This window comes from Bacillus sp. FJAT-28004 (genome assembly GCF_001280845.1).
Taxonomy (GTDB): Bacteria; Bacillota; Bacilli; order Paenibacillales; family Paenibacillaceae; genus Pristimantibacillus.
In genome coordinates, this window is the sequence record NZ_LGHP01000001.1 from 4,423,453 (window position 1) to 4,444,890 (window position 21,438).

Genomic DNA, 21,438 nt, shown 5'->3' on the forward strand with positions numbered 1-21,438 from the left:
ACATGCCCTCCGGCCTCATCGTCTCCTGCAAAAGAATGAACGCTCTTCTATATTGTATAAATAAAATCGCCTATTTCTCCATGTCCATGAAGATTGCATTTTTGTATAGTCTAATGAGTGAAAACAATTCTCATTACCACCTAATAAGCGAGGAGAACATCATGAACCTTCGAAACACAAAAACTATGTTCATTGCCGGACTAAGCTTCATACTGATTATGTTGATCGTTGCAGGTTGCGGCAAGCAAGCGGATAACGGGCCTGCAGCCGCGAATTCGAATACCGCTCAAGCGACGGAGAGCGGAGAGGCGTCACCGCCTGCATCCCCTCAGACCAAATCGTTTACGGACTCGATGGGCACCAAGGAAATTCCCGTTAACCCGCAGCGCATTTTCTCGGTAAGCGCAACAACCCCGTTGCTGGCTCTCGGCATAACGCCCGTTGGTGGGCTTAAATACGAAATCGAACAAGATTATTATTTGAACGAATATATGGGTGAGATCCAGATTGCGGGAGATTATCCCCCCGACATGGAAGCCGTAACCGCATTGGAGCCGGACTTAATTATCGCTTCTTCATTCGTAGCACCGGAAGTTGTTGAGCAACTGGAGAAAATCGCCCCCACTGTCCTCTATCCTTGGGAATCCAATTTGTATGATCAATTGCGTTTTGTTGCCGATATCGTCGACAAGAACGAAGAGGCGGAAGTATGGATTAAGAAACACGAAGAGAAGGCTGCATCTAACAAAGAAAAAATGAAATCGATTGTCGGAGAAGGGGAGACCGTGGTCGCGATCGAAATCTTCAAGGACACATTCCAAGTGGCAGGCAACCGAAATATAGGTTTTGTGCTTCATGAGCTGCTAGGCTTGAAGCGGCTGCCGTACATTCAAGAGCAAATCGACAAGAATGGCGGTTATTTGGTCTATACGGAGGGCCAGTCGATGGAGAAGCTTCCCGACCTGACTTCCGACTATCTTCTGGTGAAAGTAAACGATACCCAGCCTGGTTCGCAGCAATTTTTCGAACAAATGCAGAAATCGGCGCTTTGGAAGAGCCTGCCCGCAGTCCAAAAAGGCAATGTCTTCATCATCCCTCATGACAAATGGTGGTCGTACACGTTATTCTCGACCGACGCCTTGTTGGACGAAGCAGTCGCTTTATTCCAGAACAAAAAGTAAATAGATTGGCATACAGGAAGACCCCTATGACGAAGGGGTCTTTTCTGCTTTCCATAACTATAGTACAATTACTTATTGAGAATTGTTATCACTTAGGGGGCTTCAATCGTGTTAGACGAGAGAATGGATGGGGCTTACGATGAGCTGCATTTTCGGTGGCGCGGTCACGAAGTCTGCTGTTATGACTTAAGCGCTCCGCAAGCTCCTTTCGCAGCTGCTGCGCATATGCTATGGCTATGCCATCAAGGGGCAGGGACGATCCTAATTGACGGGAACCCCTGCTCGATACGCAAGGGTCAGTGCATCTTGTATACTCCTAAAACTAGAGTCGAATTCGTCCAAGGAGCAGGGCAGACACTACATGTCCATGCCTTGTCCTTTGAAATATCTACAAGCGGAAGAACGAACCCAGGCGAAGAGGATTTGTCCAAGTTCGGGAACCGAGCGGTTTCCGTTCATCCCTTGTCTGCGTTCATCTCGATGATGGATACACTAAGCGGCTTCAAAACATCCTTCACCGGGCTGGACAAATTCAAACGAAACATCGTACTGCAGGAAGCGCTGCACACTTTTCTATCCATCGTCAGCCGCGAGGAACCTATCGATTCCAAAGACGCCGTGGAACAAACGATCTCCTATATGCAGAGGAACTTTCAGCTTCCGATTAAGTTAACCGACTTGTCTGCCATGGCTTGTATTGGTGTTAGACAATACTCTCATCTATTCAAACAGGTTGCGGGATGCAGCCCGATGGACTATTTGTACCGGATTCGTATCGAAAAAGCTAAGAAACTGCTAAGAACTTCATCACAGGACATGTTTTCCGTCGCGAATCAGGTTGGCTTCCGCGACGAATTTTATTTTAGCCGCAGGTTCAAGCAGCAGGAAGGCGTATCGCCGTCCGTCTATGCGAAGAATCGGCAGCCGCGCGTCATCGGACTTTTGTACACCTCGCACTTGCTAGCGTTAGGGATTACACCGATCGGCGCGCCTGACTACCATCTTCATCGGAATGATTATGTGCGCCCGCTTTTGTCCGACATCCAATCGTTCGCTTGGTCGCCGATCGACATGGAAGCCGTCCGCGCCATGGAACCTGATTTCATATTAGGCTATGAGCATATGACGACGGGCGAATATGAGCAATTCTCGCAGATTGCGGAAGTCGTTCGGATTCCATGGCAATCCCATGACGTATACCAGCAGTTGAACAGCGTGTCGGCGGTTCTTGATATGCGTCAGGTTGCTCAGGCATGGCTGTACGCGCATCTGGAGAAGGTCGGCCGGGTCCAAGAATGGATGCGGCTTCATATTGGAAGCCAACCGACATGCGCAGCGTTCGTTATCGAACGAGATTCCTTTCGGGTGGCCGGTGATCGCAATATCGGACATACCTTATACCGTTCGCTTCAGTTCATTCCGCATCCGCTCGTTCAAAGCTTCATAGACGACTATAACGGCACGAACGCCTTTTCGGAGCCGCAGCCTTTTGAGAAGATCGTTGAATACGATGCCGATTGGATTTTCGTTATGGTAAACGCCCAAGATCCGCAAGCCGAGGAATCGTATTTCCAATTCGTACAAACCGAACGATGGCAGAACTTGACTGCTGTTCGTAACAACCGAGTCAAAGTTCTGCCTTATTCTAGATGGTGGATGTACTCGCCCCTCGCCGTCGATGGGCAATTGGATGACATCTTGGCTGGTCTCCTATTTTGATATTTTCAAGTTAATGGAAGCGTGGTACGCTAACAAAGAATAGGTTTGAATTCAATTATTTTACAAAAGATAATCGAATTAAGGGGGCAACGATTTATTATGCTAGGCAAATGCATAGGCATTGGCTCCAGCTGTGAGGTGCATGAGTGGGGCGAAGAGGACAAAGTTGTAAAGCTGTTCCATGCTGGCACGCCATTGGAATCTGTTCAGCTCGAATATCGGAACAGCTCTGCTGCTTGGGCAAGCGGACTGCCGGCAGCGCGCCCGTTCGAGCAAGTCGTGTGGGATAATCGCCCTGGTATCGTCTTCGAGAAAGTAGTCGGATCGACATTCGTGAATCGATTTTTTGAACAGCTGTATGCGTTTGAAAAAATCGATTTTGACGATGTAGACAGCGATTTAAGGAAATTCGCTCGCGTCCTTTATAACATTCATAAAGGAGACATCAGCGGGATTGTTACTGAGCAAAAGGAGCATTTGCAGCTAATCATCGGCCGGCCCGCCTTGCTGACGGATGATGAAATAACCGCCCTCCATGCTTATGTGGATCAATTGCCTAATAAACGGCTGCTATGCCACGGTGACACGAACGTCAATAATCTCATTTTGCGAGAAGGTATACCGGTTATGATCGATTGGATGCATGCCGCAATCGGCAACCCGGCGGCGGATATCGCAGAAGTGTGCGTGACGATCCTGTATACCGTGTTGCCCCCAGAAACGCCGCCTGACGTTAACGCATTCTTTGAATCCTCCAGGCAGACGGCTTACCGTATATTAGTTGATGAATATTGCATGCTGTCTGGCGTAACAGAAGATGAAATATTCCCCTGGTACGTTCCAGTCGCCGCTCGTCAGCTCCAATCGGGCGCCTTATCAGACGTACAAGCGGAAAAGCTTGCTGCGTTGATTAGGGATAAGCTCATTATTGTGCTTTAGCGAAGAGGGCTGTAATAGGTTAAGTATCTAAAGCCGAACAGCGCGATCTCGATGTCACCGGTTCCAGTTGGAGAAGCTTAGGGGTGAGGGCCAAAGCTTTGCGGATGTGCGTGTTGAACAAGCATTGATGCATACGGGAGTGTACTCAACGTCTTTCGAATGCTCGGTCGAAATCGATAGACGGGCGTTGGAGACAGGCGAATTGATCGAAGCCGCTCGTGGACGGAGTGGTTGTTGATTATCATCTTGATTATTAAGATGATGAAGATTCGAAATAAATAAAAGGATAAGAGCTGTCTCTAATCAGACATCATGCTGCTAGAAAGAGCATAAATTGAACTTTTTGAATGAATAAGCCCAGCCTCTAGTTGCGTTTAATCAAGCTTTTCAAAAAACCGCGAGCAGTTCAGTGAACAACATAAAAACCGCAGGACACATCAGGTAAACCCAGACGTGTCCTGCGGTTTCTGTCGTTTTTCTTTAATCCTCGCTTGATACCTTTGAGAAAAAGGAGAGAGCATAAAGTGCTGCGACACCAACGACGATATATACGATTCGTGACCCAACTTCCTCCGTACCCCCGAAAAGCTCACTGACGACGTCGTAATTGAACAAGCCTACGGATAACCAGTTTAAGCCGCCGAGGATGACCAGAATAAGACTGACGACGTTAAGTACCTTCATTAGAAACAGCCTCCTTAATGGGGTTCTCAACTTTTTTTGGAGCAACGGTCTGATGGAGGTGTGCCGATTCTTGGTTGATACTTTAGGTTTATGAGCAGCTGCCGCAGGATATGCCATACAAGCTGCATTTTTCGGAGTTTAATGGAGATTGATGCACATGGGCGCCAGTTGCGTTATATGGAGAAAGGCGCAGGAAAACTAACTGTCGTTTTCGAATCGGGCATGGGCTTGTCCCGCTCTACTTGGGGGCTTGTGCAGCCGCTTGTCGCCGAACATGCGCGAGTCATCGTCTACGACCGAACGGGTATCGGAAGGAGCGAACCGGGGCTTATGCCAAGGACGCTGGCTAGAATGGCTGATGATCTGGCTTACTTGTTGAACCAGCGGATCGGAGGTTTGGACCTGCGCTTCACGAATCCCATCGGCAAACGGCGGCCTCATTAGCGGCCGGCCGCTTGGTAGAAGCCCCGCATTCTGGGCATTTGGTTATGTACACCGAGCCTCGCCTGATCGCAGACGAGATTAAACGGATGATCGATTAATTGGGGACATGATGAACGAAATGACTTTGCCCCGGCTTTGAACCGGCGCGTTCCAATGTGTTCACGGAGCCGTTCCAAAAGGGAATCCGACAGCTGGAGTGATTGGAGTTCTGTGGAGGGGAATCCGGTAGCGACGGGGGAAAGAGGAGAAGGCGTAAGCAGTTATACAGGTTGTAACATGGAGTACGTCGTCGCTCATGTGACGATGTACTCCTTTGCTTTGTGTCCAGGAGGATCGAGGGCAATTTGCACGTGCATGCGACTCCACTTGATTCACAATCTCACGCACGTGAAACAGCGGGGTCATCCCTCGTGTGGTCCTTAAAACGGGAGAGCCGACAAGGGTCTAATTCGCTTCTTGATTCCTGATCGATTATTTCACTTGTAGCCAGACGCGCAATCAGCGGCGCCAGCGTAATTGCAGAATGCATCACTGTCAGATAAAGCCCTTTTATGTGATCATGGAAGCCCACGATCGGATAACCGTCTTCAGGCATTGGTCTCATCCCGACCTGGATGCTTTCCAGTTCTAATTGATTCCCGCCCTTCAGACTGCGACGCAACGTGTCGAACGCTCGTTTACCAACCGCCTCTGGTCCGTTTTCCTCCGACTCGTCGATATAATCTTCCGCAGCCAGCAGCGTTTGATCCGACAGTTGACGCGCTTCAAATTGCGCATTTGAGATTAATGTGCGTATCAGCTTATTTGCAGTTTTCATCCGAATCAGAATGGAAGGCGACGGCGTTACCGGTACGGGACAACCTAAAGGGTTGCAAAGTTCGGGTATGCCTGTACCTGCGGCCAATATCACGATATCCGACTCCAGAAAACCCTTGGACGTATGGACGCCGACCAGGCGGGAGTCTTCTTGCTGCAGCTGTGTAACGTTGGTACCGAACTGAACCTTTGCTCCGTACTCCCGCGCTTTGCTGAGCAACAGCTCCGTTACCCCTATCGGGTCCACCGCACCTTCTTCGCTGACAAACATCGCTTCATCCGGATATTCCTTCAGATTCGGCTCCAATGCCTCAAGCTGCTCCCGGTTTAATTTTTGAAAGTGGAGTTGCTCCCTTAGGGGCGGAGTGCCCCAAGTCAGCGCTCCATGCCAATGAATTTTCAGTTCGGGCAGCTCTTGCTGAAGCGCATGATATTCTTCACAAGCCGCATCGTACAAATGCCAGTATTCGGGAGCCACCCTATGCGTCGTATGTATCCAGGCAAAAGATTTTTCCGTGACTTCACGCGCCGCGGCAGAGTGTCGTTCAATAACGGTTACATCTTGATTTCGTTTGGCCAGCTGATAGGCCAAGGACGCCCCGACAATCCCTGCGCCAATAATCACGATTTTTTGTTTGCTCAATAATGACTCCCCCTTTGTCACTTTATTGTAGCATAGGCGTCATAATAATCCGACGTCATAACATATGAGGACAGCTGGAGTGATTGGAGTTCTGATAAAGGGAATCCGGTTGCGGTGGGGGAAGAGTGAGAGCTGAGAGGCACATAGCAGTATTTAAGATTTGAGTACATCGCCATATAGGCTGTATACCTTGGGTGATGTATTTTTTTGTCTCGAAGTCAACACGGAGTCAACACTTGCTCCCTGAAAACATTTTCAGAAAGCCGTGAACCGAGCGTTTGTTTGTATGATTTTCGATACGCTGTACGGCCTGCCAAACATGCAGCACCCCGTCGCTTTATGTACACAAAGAAGGCCGAATTGCTACATGGAATTGATAAAGCATGTCAATGAACGGACCCTTCGCCCGTAATTGGCCAGCGTCTTGATTAGACAATGTGACGTTTCTATGATATGGTGTGGGTTACATATAGGCATTCCACTTTCCGAAGTGGGGTGCCTATCTGTATATTCACGGAAGTTTTACATTAAATGTATTGTGCCGTAATCGGCAGAACATGGAGGTGGTGATGCTATGTTTCGCTCTTTATCCCCTATCGGGGAAGATTCAGCGACTAAGGAACCAGCGCAAAGATCTTTTAATAAAGAGGAGAGAGTTAAGCATGACAACATTTATGCAAGCAGAGAAACGTACACATTTGAATACATCAGGGCTTCGTAATCTACGTAAATCAGGACGTCTGCCTGGTATTGTGTTTGGTAGAAATGTAGAAAATAAGATGGTTCATATTTCAACGATAGAATTTCATAAGTGGTTGAAGCAAGGTGCATCTGGTTTTATCGATATACAGCTTGATGGGAAAGATTCAGTGTCCGTACTGCTTGAGGATCTCCAGCGAGATCCGGTAACGCGTGACTTGATTCATGTTGATTCCAGCAAGTGCAGACTAACGAAATCGTATGCACAAAGATTCCGGTAAAGTTCATAGGCAAACCAATCGGAATGAAGCAGGGCGGGGTCGTGCAACTTCAGTCCGAGTTTATTGAGGTAGAAGCTTTGCCAAGGCATTTGCCGTCGGTGATAGAATATGATATCAGCGGTATGAATATCGGTGAATCCGTCTATGTGAAGGATTTGGATTTGTCATCAGAAGTTACACTTATTTCCGATGAAAACGAGTTTCTCGTATCTGTAGTGAAGCCTTAGCTCATCCTATTAGTTTTCAACTATTATAAACACGTCGTTTCTGCAGCTTACCTGCTGGTACGACGTGTTTTTGCGTAATTTGACATCTTCCTCCCGTTCTTAAGGACCATTGACGGCGCTTGCAGATTATCCCCATAATAGAAAAAGGTGTTACATAAATTTATAGTTGGGAGAGGGTAAAATGTCCAAACGCGTGCTTATTCTAACCGGCGACGGTGCAGAGGTTCTGGAGGTTTATTATCCATTCTATCGGTTGAAGGAAGAGGGCTACGAGGCGGTGATCGCTTCTCCGAGGAAGAAGACATTGAATACGGTATGCCACGACTTCATCGAGGGATGGGATACTTATTCAGAGAAGCCAGCTCATCTGCTGCCGTCTGATATAGCCTTTGCGGACGTGGAGCCTGCTGATTACGACGCCTTGATCATCCCAGGCGGACGTGCTCCTGAGTTCATCCGCAACGATCAAGACCTTCCGCGAATTGTCCAGCACTTTCTGGAAGCGGACAAGCCTGTAGGCGCGATTTGTCACGGTGCTCAGGTATTTTTGGCGCTGCCCGATCGTTCCTATTTCAAAGGCAGAACGTTAACGGCATACAATGCGTGCAAGCTGGAAGTCGAATCACTCGGCGCAGAATATGCAAGTGAGACATTACATGTAGACGGAAATTTAGTATCTGGTCACGCATGGCCTGATCTCCCTGGATTTATGCGGGAATTTCTAAATCTGCTTGGCCGGACGTCGAACAAGGAACTAACCTCAACCACGAATTAATTCATAATATAGCGAAAACGCCAGTGCCTTTCAAGCGTTGCATACGAATAGCAGAAGGAAAAGACACCGTGGAGGTGTCTTTTTTGACATATGCGCGCCTAGCTAGGCTAGGCACAACTCATTGATGAAAGTGCAGGGAGCGTTGCATGCGCGGAATAAATCCTGAATGCGTGCAGAATACATTCGGAATAAATTTCTGATAGTGGGAATCCAGTTGCGGTGGGGGACGAAGAGAAGGCTTAAGTCATGACGGCAAGCCGATTCTGAGCAATCAATAAAAAAGGAAACTCCTTGAATCTTGTGGATTCGAGGAGTTTTTGTCTGCGCCCGGTTAATGAAATCTAGTAATTCAGCTTTGTTATCATTCTATCGGATAACATAACGCATATATAAAATATAACAGAAATTTATGGTAATATAGTTTTGATAGATTACCATTTTATTATATGGAGGCGCTTACTTATGGACCAACAGTTGCAGCAAGAGGGGTACTTCGGAGAATTCGGAGGTAGCTTCGTTCCACCGGAATTGCAGGAAGTGCTAAACTATTTGAGCGAGCAATTTTACAAGTTCAGAGAAGATCCGGACTTTCAGGAAGAGCTTAGCTATTACCTGCGTGAATATGTTGGCCGCAAGAGCCCGCTGACGTATGCGGAGCGGTTGTCCAAAGCATGGGGAGGACCCAAAATTTATTTGAAGCGCGAAGATCTGAATCATACTGGGGCGCATAAGATCAACAACGCCATTGGTCAGATTCTGCTCGCTAAGCGGATGGGCGCCAAGCGGATTATCGCCGAGACTGGTGCCGGACAGCATGGGGTCGCAACGGCAACGGCCTGTGCCATGTTTAATATGGAATGCGTCATCTATATGGGAGCCGAGGATATGCGCCGCCAGGCGCTCAACGTGTTCCGGATAGAGCTGCTCGGTGCTACTGTCGTGCCGGTTGATAAGGGGCAGGGTCGACTGAAGGATGCCGTGGACGAAGCGCTGGGCGATCTGGTTCGCAATTATAAAAATACGTTTTATTTGCTCGGTTCCGCGGTTGGTCCGCATCCGTTTCCGACGATGGTCAAGCATTTTCAGGCTGTCATCAGCGAAGAGTCGAAGCAGCAGATTTTGGAGAAGGAAGGCCGTTTGCCTGATGCGGTGGTAGCCTGTGCGGGCGGCGGCAGCAATGCGATTGGAGCATTCGCTCATTATATCGACGAGCCGAGCGTTCGCCTGATTGGCGTTGAACCCGATCAAGCCCCGACCTTAACGGAAGGCGTTCCGGGCATGATTCACGGCTTCAAGTGCTTGGTACTGCTAGACGAGGAAGGTCAGCCGCGGAAGACGTATTCGATCGCCGCGGGGCTCGATTATCCGGGCATCGGGCCGGAACATAGCCACTTGAAGGTGACAGGGCGCGCCGAATATGCGACGGTTACCAATGAGGAAGTGCTGGAAGCGTTCCAAGAACTTTCCCGAACGGAAGGAATTATCCCTGCCCTGGAGAGCGCGCACGCGGTTGCCTATGCCAAGAAGCTGGCGCCGACGATGAATCAGGATCAGATCCTGATCATCAACCTTTCCGGCCGCGGAGACAAAGATGTTGAGCAAGTATTTCAGATGATTAAATAATAACAACCGTCGACTGCATCTATGCGAGATAGGGTTCGGCACGACGAAAAAAACCACGATTGCAACTAAGTGATCTAGATGTAGGAATAGCAGGCCGGGAGCCTCCTCAGTGGAGAGACTCCCGGTCTTTGTTTTATAATTGGCTGAAGTGCTCCATTGAAGATTTGAATCACACCATATACTATAGATATGAAGGCTAACGGAGCAATCTAGGGCTAAAGGTTCCATAATGGATTACATAAATGAACGAAAGAGGCGAGTCGGAATGAATAACATCGTGTCGTTGGAATGGCTGAAGGAGAAACTGGGTGAGCCGAATCTAGTCATCGCGGATTGCCGTTTTCGTTTGGACGATCCCGATGCGGGGCTCAGAGCGTACGAGGAGTCGCATATCCCGGGGGCTGTTTATATGGATCTGGAGAAAGATCTGTCCGGTGAGGTCGAGGAATATGGCGGACGCCATCCGCTTCCGGATATTTTTGCAATGACGGTGACGTTCGGTAGGACAGGCATAGGCAACGATTCGATTGTGGTCGCTTATGACGATCAAGGCGGAGCGATGGCTTCCCGGCTGTGGTGGCTGCTGAAGTATATGGGGCATGAGCAGGTCTATGTGCTGGACAATGGCTTCTCGGCGTGGGCCAAAAAAGGGTTGCCGGTAACAACCGAGAAGGAAGTTGTGCAGCCTGCGACATACCTTGCAACGGTGCAGCACAATATGCTGGTGGAAATGGATGAGGTTAGGGAGCTGCTGGGCAGCGAGGGAGTAACGCTCATCGATTCGCGCGAAGCTCCTCGCTACCGTGGCGAGGTCGAGCCGATCGACCGCGTCGCAGGCCACATTCCGGGCGCGATTAACCGTTTCTGGAAAGATAGTTTAACGGAATCCGGCGCGTGGAAGGAAGTTGCCGCTCAAACCGATCGGTTCCATGATCTGGACAAGAATGGCGATCTGATCGTGTATTGCGGCTCCGGCGTCACGGCCACGCCAAACGTCATTGCGCTACAGGAAGCAGGCTTCACGAAAGTGCGCTTGTATGCGGGAAGCTGGAGCGATTGGAGTTCCAGACCTGAGAATCCTGTCGCTACTGGCGAGGAGTAAGTGCTGAGAGGCATAAAACAGTATGAATGATTTGAATACATCGCCATGTGGGTCAAGTGCCTTGGGCGATGTATTTGTTATGTTCAGAGTCAACACGAAGTCAACGAAAAAATTGGAAAACGCTCATGAAATGGTCTTAACCGAGTGCATGCTGTAAACTCTTAATAGACACTATGATGTCCGAACTTCCTTAATCTGAAGGCTCTGGTCAATACGGTAATTCAGCCCTTTCACATTGAAGTCAACAAGTTTTTACAGCAAACATAGAGAGTTATTTAAATTACATCTGTTATTTACGTAGGCGTTCCAACTCTCGATAGTCACTCGCCTACTTTCTTACAAAAGGCTTGTCAGTAGTAATGCGACTAACGGCAGTTTAAGATCAAACGTGGGGAACCGTATTACAAATAGTGGTAAAGCAGCATAAAGTAGAATACCAGGTACAGGAGTGGATTAAATGACAGTAATGAATGACGAAAGAGAACACGCTGGTAAGATAACCTTTCAGTGCTCGGATCAGCGATTAAATGACGGCTTCAACTGGGCGCGGGAACAAGCAATGGCTTATGCGCATTTTGGGGAAGATGCTGTTGGATTGTGGTATGAGGCTGCGCTTCCGGCACGAAGTGCCTTCTGTATGCGAGATGTCGCCCATCACAGTATGGGGGCTGCCGCTCTTGGACTTGCGCCGCATACACTCAATATGATGCTGAAATTTGGCAAATACATAAGCCTAACCCGTGATTGGTGCACCTATTGGGAAATCACGAAGGACGACGAGCCAGCGGAAGTTGATTATGCAGATGATCAGGACTTCTGGTACAACCTGCCTTCCAATTTTGATATTATATTTGCCTGCTGGCGCCAGTATATGTGGACAGGGGATCGGACGTACCTGGATCATCCAGTGCTGCAGAATTTTTATGATAAAACGGTAACCGAATATGTGAAGACATGGGATAAAGATGGGGATGGCATTCTAGAATATTATCCAGAATACGGTCGCCGCGGACTTGCTTCCTATAATGAAGTGGGCTTGCAGCCGCTTGCGGGTGGAGATATGGTTGCTGCGCAAATTGCTGGCTACAGAGCATACTCTCATATGAAAATGCTTTTGTCTGATCCAGCGGCAAGTGCGCATTATGAACAGCTGGCCGCTCAATTGGAGCAGAAGTATGAGCAGCAATGGTGGAATGAAGAGACGGCGAGCTTCTACGGGTCCCTGCTTCAGGATCGGACTTATAATACCAATCATCAAGCGGAGGCCAACTTTCTGCCTCTTTATTTCGAAGCTGTTCAGGATCTGCGCAAAAGAACAGCAGCCCTGGCTGATATGCATTCCCGCGGAGTAGCCAATGTTGAGGCGAAGACCTACATGCCAGATATCTATTATCCATATGAGCAGCATGAATACGGACTGCAAGAACTGCTCGAGCTAGTAGATCCCAAGCTTGACCGGCGTGAATATCCGGAGGTTTCCTATTGCGTGGTGGGTTCTATCGCAACTGGCTTGATGGGCGTATCTGCCAATGGACAAGACATGATTACTACGGTTTCCAGACTAAGCCCTCATCTTGACTGGGCGGAACTGACCGAACTGCCGATACTTGGATGTACGATAGCTGTAAAGCATTTCGGATATGAAACAACCGAATTATGTAATGACGGTCAGGATAGGGTGCTATGGAAGGCTGTATTTGCTGGGGAGCATACACAATTACTGCATAATGGAGTTCTTATTCCCGCCGAGCAGGAGTTTGATGTAAACGGTTGTATCAGATCCTATGCCGTGATTGCTGCTGGCTCTGGAGAGCATCATAACGTATCTGTTCAATAAACGATGGTTTCAGCTGCTGAAGAGTTCATTCGGCAGCTTTTTTTTATTACCCATATTCCAGTTGGAGCAGGCTATAGACATGTATTTAGAGAAACAATTATGATTAGATTCAACAAGAAAATGGGAGTCTAATACATATTTGTACATAATCAGCACAGATTCAACCTAGAAACTTGTACTGCAATTAGGATTAGACATATCCAGTTGGGCAATTACTTACTATAAGAAAGTCAGATATCAATGATAGAAAAATACAGAGAAGAAGGGAGTAAGATAAAGATAATGACACCAACCGAAGACCATGATAAAAAACATTGGAAACGAGATATTATTATCTTTCTGAGTAGTCAAACATTTTCGTTATTTGGCTCTGCATTAGTTCAATATGCGATTATGTGGTACGTTACGCTCACAACAAAATCGGGTATGATGATGACGTTATTTATTATTTGCGGATTCATTCCAACCTTTCTGTTATCTCCATTTGCAGGTGTGTGGGCGGACCGTTTCAACCGAAAATATCTTATTATAATAGCAGATGCCATGATTGCCATTGTCACACTGCTTCTAGCCATTACATTTTTGCTGGGCTATGACGAAATTTGGTTGTTGTTTGCCATTGCTGCTGTTCGCGCGCTAGGAGCGGGCATTCAAACGCCTGCAGTTGGGACAATATTACCCCAGATCGTACCAGAGGATAAGCTGACGAAGGTAAATGGAATAAACGGAAGTCTTCAAGCGCTCATGATGTTTGTTGCACCTATCGTAAGTGCGACGCTGCTCACAATGGCAACAATCGAAGTTATTTTCTTTATCGATGTTGTCACAGCGGCGATAGCGATCTTTACGTTATTTACCTTTTTAAAAATACCTTTGCATAAAAAGGCGACTGATAAGCAAACGACTAGCTACTTGGATGATTTTAAACAGGGTTTGAGCTACATTAAAAACCACAGTTTTCTCAAAACCTTTTTTATTTTTTTCGCCTTTTTCTTTGTGTTGATGGCGCCGGCTGCATTTTTAACACCGTTGCAAGTGACACGCAGCTTCGGAGATGACTATTGGCGATTAACAGCCATTGAAATTGCTTTCTCTATCGGTATGATGGCTGGCGGAGCAATTATCGCATCATGGGGCGGATTCCGCAACAAAGTATATACGATGACTTTAGCTGCCTTGATTATGGGCGTTTGTACGTTAGCTTTGGGTATTATACCTGTATTTTGGATCTACCTGGCTATGATGGCTGTATTCGGCGTTGCAATACCAATCTTTAATACACCAACGACCGTCATGCTGCAGGAGAAGGTAGATCCGGATTACTTAGGACGCATATTCGGCGTGTTTGGTATGATATCGACTTCTATGATGCCAATCGGGATGCTGATATTCGGTCCGCTTTCGGATGCAATCGAGATTGAATGGCTACTTGTTGGAACAGGTTTTTTTATTGTAATACTGTCCATTTTCTTCATTAGTAACAAACGTTTGGTTGAAGCCGGAATGCCGGTAATCAAGGAAGCGTCACAGGAGCAGGAGTGAGAAATACGCTGTGACAGGTTAAAGACATTCTGCATATGATCAAAGTAATTAATTCTCTCTAAAAATGACGTACAAGCTGACAACAGTTTTGTACGTCATTTTTCTTTTTAGGACGACTGAACACCATAACGGCGAATTTCACTGCCGCTGGGAACTGCCAGAGGTCGAATTGGTCTGGATCGAAATGGTTATTGTCAAGATCAGCCATGAAACCTGTCGGTATGTTGATTAAGATGAAACCAGGAAACGTTTCCTATAAAGGTATGATCAATTTGAAGGCGGAGGAGATTTGATGAATTTACCGATTGGTGTAGGGATTCTGGGATTTGCCCATGGACATGTCAATGCTTACTGTGAAGAATGGGGAAAAAAGGAGCACGGCATTAAAGTGCTTGCCGGCTGGGATCATGATTTGCAAAGGTTGGAAGCTGCAAGGAGTGCGTTCGGACTGGACATTTATACCAACATCGAAGAACTGTTGGACCGTGATGACATTCAAGCGGTTGTGGTGGCGTCGGAGACATCCATGCACGTCGACCTGGTGGAACAGGCGGCTGCCCGAGGGAAAGCAGTAGTGCTGCAAAAGCCGATGGCGCTTACCCTAGCTGAAGCGGACCGGATCGTTGAAGCCGTAAATAAGCACGGGATTCCATTCACGATGGCCTGGCAAATGAGGGTGGATCCACAAAATATTCAAATGAAAAAGTGGCTGGAGAGCGGTGAACTCGGGAAGGTCTTCATGGTCCGGCGCAGGCATGGGCTTCCAATGGGATTGAATACCGAGTTTGCCGAGTCATGGCATGTCAATCCTGTTCTCAACCGGGACATCTGGGCGGACGATTCATCGCATCCGGTCGATTTTCTCCACTTTTTGCTCGGTGTTCCAGAGACGGTAACCGCAGAAGTTGAATCGCTTTATAACCCGAGAATTCCAATGGATAACGGAATTGTGATTTACAGGTACGCGGGAGGCCCGATCGCCGAAGTGAACTGCTCCTTTACATGTACGGCAGCGGAGAACACGATGGAGATTATCTGCGAAAATGGAACGATAGTGCAAAACTACGGGGATGTGCCCAGCTGTAATGTGCCGCGTCCGGATGGTTCGGCAGGGCTCAAGCGGTTTGATGCTCAGGCGGGTTCCTGGACGGCAAGCGATATCGAAAGCCCCGCGAATCACGGATTTCGAATTCGCGGGTTGGCAAAACCGCTGGCAGAATTTATGAAGGGTGAACGGAGCCCTATCGCGACGGCCGAGGAAGGGCGAACTTCACTGCGGATGGTTTTGGCCAGCTATGTATCAACTCGCGAAGGACGACGAGTCCGACTGGACGATCCTGCCATCGCAGAGGTGTGAGCGCAAATGAAAATATGGGGATGAAAGGAGGGTGAAGTGATATCAAGTGACTAAACATTAAGGTGCGGCGGGTCGAACTTTTATGGGGGCTGCCGTACCAGGTAACACAGTGATGATATCCTACTTGTCCACAGCAGAGAGATGAACGCATACTCAATATTTTTGCGAAGCGTGGGAGGAGAAATGTTTATGCACATTGGGACTTTATTTGGTCTTACCCCTACTGTTAATTTTGCAAGCCGCTCGTATTCTGAGCCGGGTGACAGTTGGGGACCGCGTGTAATTCCGGACTCGCAATTTTTCTGTGTCATATCGGGGGAAGCACTGCTGCAGCTGGGCCCGGATCGCTACCCGATCCTGCCCGGGGAATGTGTCTTTTACGGGTCAAAAACCCCTCATGTCCTCTCAGTGATCCGTCCGACTGAATTTTTCAGTTTACATTTTTCATGGAATGAATCCTCCTTGGAACCGGTTCACCCCGATTATCTGATCCGGGATGCGTCACCGGAAGAGATAAGGGAGAAAGCCGATTCCTGTCAGCTGACAGTTTTCGGCTGCGGTGATATCACAATTCCGCATCATTTTTCCATTGCCGGGGTGGAATCATTAATGATGAGAATCGTGAAGGAATATCAAAACGAGTATGTTGGCTACCCGTTTGTACTGAGGGCTCTGTTGATGGAGCTGATTACGGTTATTGTCAGAAATCTGGGGAATCGGGAATCCGGGGAGCTCGTCAGCAAAATAGAGCCTGCGCTGGCTATCATGCGAGAGCAATCGGCAAAATTATGGTCCGTGGCGGAACTGGCTAAGCTATGCGGATACCATCCAAATTATTTTACGTGGCTTTTCTATAGCGAAGTCGGCAAGAATCCCAAGCAATATCTGATAGACGAGCGAATCAAACAAGCGAAGCAGGCGCTGCTGCAAGGGGATCCGATCGATTCGATCGCCGAAAGCTTGGGGTATGCGAGCATTCATTATTTTAGCAACAACTTCAAAAAAGAAACCGGACTTACACCGAGAGAATTCAGGCAGCTTCCCGATCAAAAACTAGAAAAAGTGTAAGTTTATCTGCTATTTTCGTAAATACGCTATGACATTCCTTTTGTATGATAAAAGCGTAACAAAATAATATTCGTTCCGAGTCATGTTAAAAAAAAAAGCATGAATGGAGGTGTCCGATCCAAGTTTCCACTCGGTCAAATATATACATATATATATAAGTTTACAGACTTTTACTTCAGTTTGTAAGCGCTTACTATTTTGACGAGGTGGGAACCGCCAAAAACTTATGAAAAAAAGGAGGATGTCTATGAAAAGGAAAATGATTAAAGGGTTGTCATTGCTTTTCGTCATGATGTTTACTTTTACCACGGTGTTAAGCGGATGCCTCAGCGGCGGAGGTGTGGAAACGTCCTCCGATCCTGTGAACAAAGTTACGAATACGGAAAAAACCGAACCTGTCGCAGGCAAGGAAGAACAGGCTGACGAGGCAGGCGGAGGCGGTACCGGTGATACTGCCGGAGTACCCGCGATAATTACGGATTTCAAACAGTCTCCCCTATTAGATTCCAAGTCGCTTCTGCCGGTTAAAGAAAGGCTTCCGGAAGACTATAAAATCACGAATGAATTACCGACTTCCCAACTCAAATACGAAATCGGCAAATACGGCGGCACGCTTCGGACCGTAACGTCCGCTGTGGATTGGGATGCGGATGTGTTCGTCATGAGCAATGAGCCGCTGCTGAACACCCCTGGTATTTTGGGCGAAGAAATTACAGGGAACGTACTGAAGGACTACGAGATGAGCGAGGATGAGAAGACATTCACCTTCTTCATGCGTAAAGGCTTGAAGTGGTCGGACGGCAATCCGGTAACGACGGAGGATGTCAGGTTTACCGTTGAAGACATTTTGTTCAACAAGGAGCTTACTCCGATTTTCCCTGGTTGGCTGAATTCAGGTGGAAGCGCTTCTGGGACGCCTATGAAATTTGAACTCGTTGATGAGTATACCTTCAAGATCTCTTTTGACCAGCCATATGGTGGATTGCTAATCCGTCTTGCGATCCAGGGCTGGAGGGGTTACACCGAACTGATTCGACCGGCGCATTATCTGAAGCAGTTCCACACTAAATATACTGATTTGGCTGCCTTGGAACCGGAAATCAAAAAGTTAGGCTTCCAGAAAGGCGAGTGGGTAAACCTCTTTAATGATAAAGATATTACGAACTGGGAACTGACCAATTCGAAAGCCGTTGGATACCCCGTGCTGTATCCTTGGATGTTCGTGAAGAAAACGAAAACGAACGCTACGTTCGAACGGAACCCTTATTACTTCAAAGTGGATCCGGCAGGCAATCAGCTTCCGTACATCGACACGATTCAAAGCACGCTCGTGCAGGACATCGAAATGGTCACACTCAAAACCATTGCCGGCGAAGTCGATTTTTCGCGTGAATCAGCTGCACTGGTAAAGATGCCTTTGTACAAGGAAAACGAGAAGAATGGATACTCGGCACTGCTGTCGAACATGCACGTAACGCCAAGTGACATACACCTCAATTTATCGCATAAAGACACAAATTGGCAAAAGGTTGTGCAGGACGTTCGTTTCCGCAAAGCTCTGAACATGGCGATTGACCGTGATGAGGTTATTGATACCATTTACTTCGGATTTGCGGAACCTTCTAAAATTGAAGATCCTACTTATAACATTGAAGAAGCCAATAAGTTGTTGGATGAGATGGGAATGAAGAAAGGACCGGACGGCTTTCGGCAAGGACCGGACGGCAAGAAGTTTACGATTCCGTTTGAAGTCGGGGCTCAGGCGCCCGATATCGTACCGCTGACGGAATTAATCGTAGAGATGTGGAAGCAGCTCGGGCTTGATGTTCAGATGAAAACGATCGACCAGACGCTTTGGGGTAAACGCCGTGAAGCGAACGAATTGAAGGCTACGATGATCTGGACCACTACCCCGCTCTGGTATTATGGCGATTGGGGTCAGAGCATATGGGCCCCCGCATGGGATCTGTACCATACGTCGGGAGGCAAAAAAGGCGTTAAGCCGTCGGATGAAGCAAGTGAATTCTTTAATATGATTGATAAATCGTCTATCAGCAAACCCGAAGACGCGAGAGCGACGTTCGAGGAACTGAAGAAGGTTATGGGCGAGAAGTATTATTATTTCGTTCACATTGAGAATGTGAAGCAGCCACTGATCGTGAACAGTAAGTTGAAAAACATCCCGAATGATCAAGCATTCGCGATCGCAGCGAACTTCAGCGGCGAACAGTTCTTCTACGCCGAGTAAGGAAACGAGTCCATAAAGCCCAGACGCTGCGGAAGCGTCAGTCGCCTGGGCTTACCCTTTTCGCAGCCTGATAACTACCAAAGGAGGAAAACAATGCTCAACTACATAGGCAACCGTGTGCTGCAGTTGATTCCGCTGCTCATCGCGATCAGCATTATTGTCTTTTTCATTATCCAACTGCCTCCTGGAGATTTTCTTGAAACCTATATTCAGCAGTTGGAGTTGTCAGGTACGGCCGTAGATGAAGGCACCATTCTAAATTTGCAGAGACAGTACGGCCTGGATCAGCCTTTTATCATGCAGTATCTGATCTGGATGAAAAACATGCTGCTGGAGGGGGACCTGGGAAGGTCTTTCCAATGGAATCTACCCGTGTCCGAAGTGCTTGGTGATCGTCTTTTGCTGACAATGGTCATTTCAGTCATTTCATTAATTTTCGTTTGGATTGTTGCAATTCCGATCGGGATTTATTCCGCCACCCACCAGTATTCGATATTGGATTATGTGTTTACTTTCATTGGCTTCATCGGACTTGCGGTTCCTGGTTTTCTGATCGCCTTGCTCATCCTTTATGTCGTATTTGTCAATACAGGCGTGTCGATAACAGGACTATTCTCACCGGAATACGTGGATGCCCCTTGGAGCATGGCCAAAGTGCTTGACATGCTTCCCAGGCTTGTTCTACCCGTCGTCCTGATCGGCATGTCCGGTACAGCGGGACTCATCCGGGTCATGCGCGGCATGCTGCTTGACGAACTATCGAAGCAGTATGTCATAACGGCGCGTGCCAAAGGGGTCGAAGAAGGGAAGTTGCTGTATAAGTACCCGGTTCGGATGGCGATAAATCCACTGATCAGCACGATCGGCTGGACGCTGCCCGCACTCATTTCGGGTGAAGCGATCGTATCAATTGTTCTGAATACCCCGACGACGGGGCCAATCCTCTTGCGTGCTCTGATGTTCCAAGATATGTATCTAGCCGGTAGCTTCCTGCTCATCCTTAGTGTATTGACGGTTCTCGGAACGCTGCTGTCCGACATTCTACTAGCGTGGCTTGACCCGCGGATTCGTTTTGGGGGGGTTGCGGATTGAATACAGTACTTGAAAAATGGAAGTCGTACCGGTTTAGATCAAAAACAACTAAGAAGCCTGAAAAAATGGAAGCTTTCGAAGTTGCCTCGCAATGGCAGCTGATGTGGTGGAAATTCAAGAAACATAAGATGGCTATGTTTGCGGCGATCGTGCTGATTCTCTTGTATCTGACCGCCATCTTCTGTGAGTTTTTGTCACCGAAAGTTCCGCTAGAACGATTTTCCGAATACAAGAATGCGCCGCCACAGGGCATTCACTTTTACAGCAAGGAAACGGGATTCAGCCTCCGTCCCTTCGTATACGACATGAATATGTCGATGGATCAAAAGACGTTTCGCCGTACTTTCCAAGAGGATAAATCCAAGCCGTATTATATTCATTTTTTCATAAAAGGCCCGGAATATAAAATGTGGGGTTTATTTAATTCAGACATTCATTTATTCGGGACCAAAGATCCTAATGCCCCGATGTTTCTAGCGGGAACCGACGATCTCGGCCGTGACCTCCTGACGCGAATGCTTTATGGAGGGAGGGTCTCTCTGGCTTTCGGTATTCTTGGAATTGTCTTTACTCTGGTACTCGGATTACTGCTCGGGGGCCTTTCCGGCTACCTTGGAGGTCTTACGGATACCGTCATACAGCGTACGATCGATCTGTTGATCTGTATCCCCACCATCCCGTTATGGATGGCCTTAGCTGCGGCAATGCCGCGAAACTGGTCAGCGCTGGAGATTTATTTTGGCATGATTATCATTTTCTCGATCATAGGATGGACGGGACTTGCTAGGGTCGTAAGGGGTAAAATCTTATCCTTGCGAGAAGAAGACTTTACGATGGCGGCTCGTTTGGCAGGAGCGAGTGACATGCGGATTGTGACCAAACACCTTCTGCCTTCCTTTGCCAGCTATATCATTGTCAGTATAACGTTATCAATCCCGGCTACCATACTCGGTGAAACCGCGCTCAGCTTTCTCGGAATCGGACTGATGCCGCCGGTGGTCAGTTGGGGCGTCCTCCTCCAGGATGCTCAGAATCTGGAGACGCTGGCTTACCACCCTTGGTTGTTGTGGCCTACTTCACTTATCATATTGACGGTGCTGATGTTCAACTTTCTCGGAGACGGCCTTCGTGATGCAGCCGACCCCTACAAATAAGGAGGGC

At 47.9% G+C, this 21,438-nt stretch carries 18 protein-coding genes; 16 read left to right on the forward strand and 2 right to left on the reverse strand.

Going from position 1 to position 21,438, the window contains the following annotated elements:
* Positions 1-161: 161 nt before the first annotated feature.
* From AC787_RS19270 to AC787_RS19280, 3 genes are all read left to right on the forward strand, one after another.
* Positions 162-1,181, forward strand: coding sequence for an ABC transporter substrate-binding protein (locus AC787_RS19270; protein WP_054026268.1), 1,020 nt, complete (start codon positions 162-164; stop codon positions 1,179-1,181).
* Positions 1,182-1,289: 108 nt separating this feature from the next.
* Positions 1,290-2,900: a helix-turn-helix domain-containing protein gene (locus AC787_RS19275; protein WP_054026269.1), complete on the forward strand. Its 1,611-nt coding sequence runs from the start codon at positions 1,290-1,292 to the stop codon at positions 2,898-2,900.
* 99 nt (positions 2,901-2,999) lie between these two features.
* Positions 3,000-3,839, forward strand: a complete 840-nt coding sequence (locus AC787_RS19280; RefSeq protein ID WP_054026270.1) for a phosphotransferase family protein — start codon at positions 3,000-3,002, stop codon at positions 3,837-3,839.
* Between the two features lie 480 nt (positions 3,840-4,319).
* Here the strand turns inward: AC787_RS19280 and AC787_RS19285 are convergent, their stop codons facing one another.
* Positions 4,320-4,523, reverse strand: coding sequence for a DUF378 domain-containing protein (locus AC787_RS19285; protein ID WP_054026271.1), 204 nt, complete (start codon positions 4,521-4,523; stop codon positions 4,320-4,322).
* A gap of 141 nt (positions 4,524-4,664) precedes the next feature.
* On the opposite strand from AC787_RS19285, the gene AC787_RS19290 reads away from it, so the two are divergent.
* On the forward strand, positions 4,665-4,967 hold the full coding sequence (locus AC787_RS19290; RefSeq protein ID WP_054026272.1) for an alpha/beta fold hydrolase: 303 nt from the start codon (positions 4,665-4,667) through the stop codon (positions 4,965-4,967).
* Positions 4,968-5,346: 379 nt separating this feature from the next.
* Here AC787_RS19290 and AC787_RS19295 read toward each other — a convergent pair whose 3' ends face one another.
* The gene (locus AC787_RS19295; RefSeq protein ID WP_054026273.1) at positions 5,347-6,426 is read right to left on the reverse strand and encodes an NAD(P)/FAD-dependent oxidoreductase; all 1,080 of its coding nucleotides are present in this window, start codon (positions 6,424-6,426) and stop codon (positions 5,347-5,349) included.
* 662 nt (positions 6,427-7,088) lie between these two features.
* Between AC787_RS19295 and AC787_RS34865 the strand changes: the two genes are divergently transcribed.
* The 12 genes from AC787_RS34865 (at position 7,089) to AC787_RS19350 (ending at position 21,431) form a co-directional block, all read left to right on the forward strand.
* On the forward strand, positions 7,089-7,406 hold the full coding sequence (locus AC787_RS34865) for a 50S ribosomal protein L25 (RefSeq protein WP_235561016.1): 318 nt from the start codon (positions 7,089-7,091) through the stop codon (positions 7,404-7,406).
* On the forward strand, positions 7,367-7,633 hold the full coding sequence (locus AC787_RS34870; protein ID WP_235561017.1) for a hypothetical protein: 267 nt from the start codon (positions 7,367-7,369) through the stop codon (positions 7,631-7,633). The genes AC787_RS34865 and AC787_RS34870 overlap by 40 nt, the downstream gene beginning before the upstream one ends.
* 181 nt (positions 7,634-7,814) lie before the next feature.
* A complete protein-coding gene (locus AC787_RS19305; protein WP_054026274.1) occupies positions 7,815-8,408 on the forward strand; it encodes a DJ-1/PfpI family protein in 594 nt (197 codons plus the stop codon).
* Between the two features lie 462 nt (positions 8,409-8,870).
* Positions 8,871-10,031: a tryptophan synthase subunit beta gene (trpB, locus tag AC787_RS19310; RefSeq protein ID WP_054026275.1), complete on the forward strand. Its 1,161-nt coding sequence runs from the start codon at positions 8,871-8,873 to the stop codon at positions 10,029-10,031.
* 265 nt (positions 10,032-10,296) lie between these two features.
* Positions 10,297-11,133 carry a sulfurtransferase gene (locus AC787_RS19315; RefSeq protein WP_054026276.1) on the forward strand — a complete coding sequence of 279 codons (837 nt, stop codon included), beginning with the start codon at positions 10,297-10,299 and terminating at the stop codon, positions 11,131-11,133.
* Positions 11,134-11,590: 457 nt separating this feature from the next.
* Complete coding sequence (locus AC787_RS19320) at positions 11,591-12,970, forward strand: hypothetical protein (RefSeq protein WP_054026277.1); 1,380 nt, start codon at positions 11,591-11,593, stop codon at positions 12,968-12,970.
* Between the two features lie 282 nt (positions 12,971-13,252).
* Positions 13,253-14,512 (forward strand): MFS transporter, encoded by a 1,260-nt coding sequence (locus AC787_RS19325; RefSeq protein WP_054026278.1) that lies wholly within the window; start codon positions 13,253-13,255, stop codon positions 14,510-14,512.
* A 292-nt stretch (positions 14,513-14,804) separates the two neighbouring features.
* The gene (locus AC787_RS19330) at positions 14,805-15,869 is read left to right on the forward strand and encodes a Gfo/Idh/MocA family protein (protein ID WP_054026279.1); all 1,065 of its coding nucleotides are present in this window, start codon (positions 14,805-14,807) and stop codon (positions 15,867-15,869) included.
* 189 nt (positions 15,870-16,058) lie between these two features.
* Positions 16,059-16,937, forward strand: coding sequence for a helix-turn-helix domain-containing protein (locus tag AC787_RS19335; RefSeq protein WP_054026280.1), 879 nt, complete (start codon positions 16,059-16,061; stop codon positions 16,935-16,937).
* Positions 16,938-17,184: 247 nt separating this feature from the next.
* Positions 17,185-19,185 (forward strand): ABC transporter substrate-binding protein, encoded by a 2,001-nt coding sequence (locus AC787_RS19340; RefSeq protein WP_054026281.1) that lies wholly within the window; start codon positions 17,185-17,187, stop codon positions 19,183-19,185.
* A 93-nt stretch (positions 19,186-19,278) separates the two neighbouring features.
* The gene (locus AC787_RS19345) at positions 19,279-20,277 is read left to right on the forward strand and encodes an ABC transporter permease (protein ID WP_054026282.1); all 999 of its coding nucleotides are present in this window, start codon (positions 19,279-19,281) and stop codon (positions 20,275-20,277) included.
* Positions 20,274-21,431, forward strand: coding sequence for an ABC transporter permease (locus AC787_RS19350; protein ID WP_200930719.1), 1,158 nt, complete (start codon positions 20,274-20,276; stop codon positions 21,429-21,431). Before AC787_RS19345 ends, AC787_RS19350 begins: the two co-directional genes overlap by 4 nt.
* Positions 21,432-21,438: the final 7 nt, after the last annotated feature.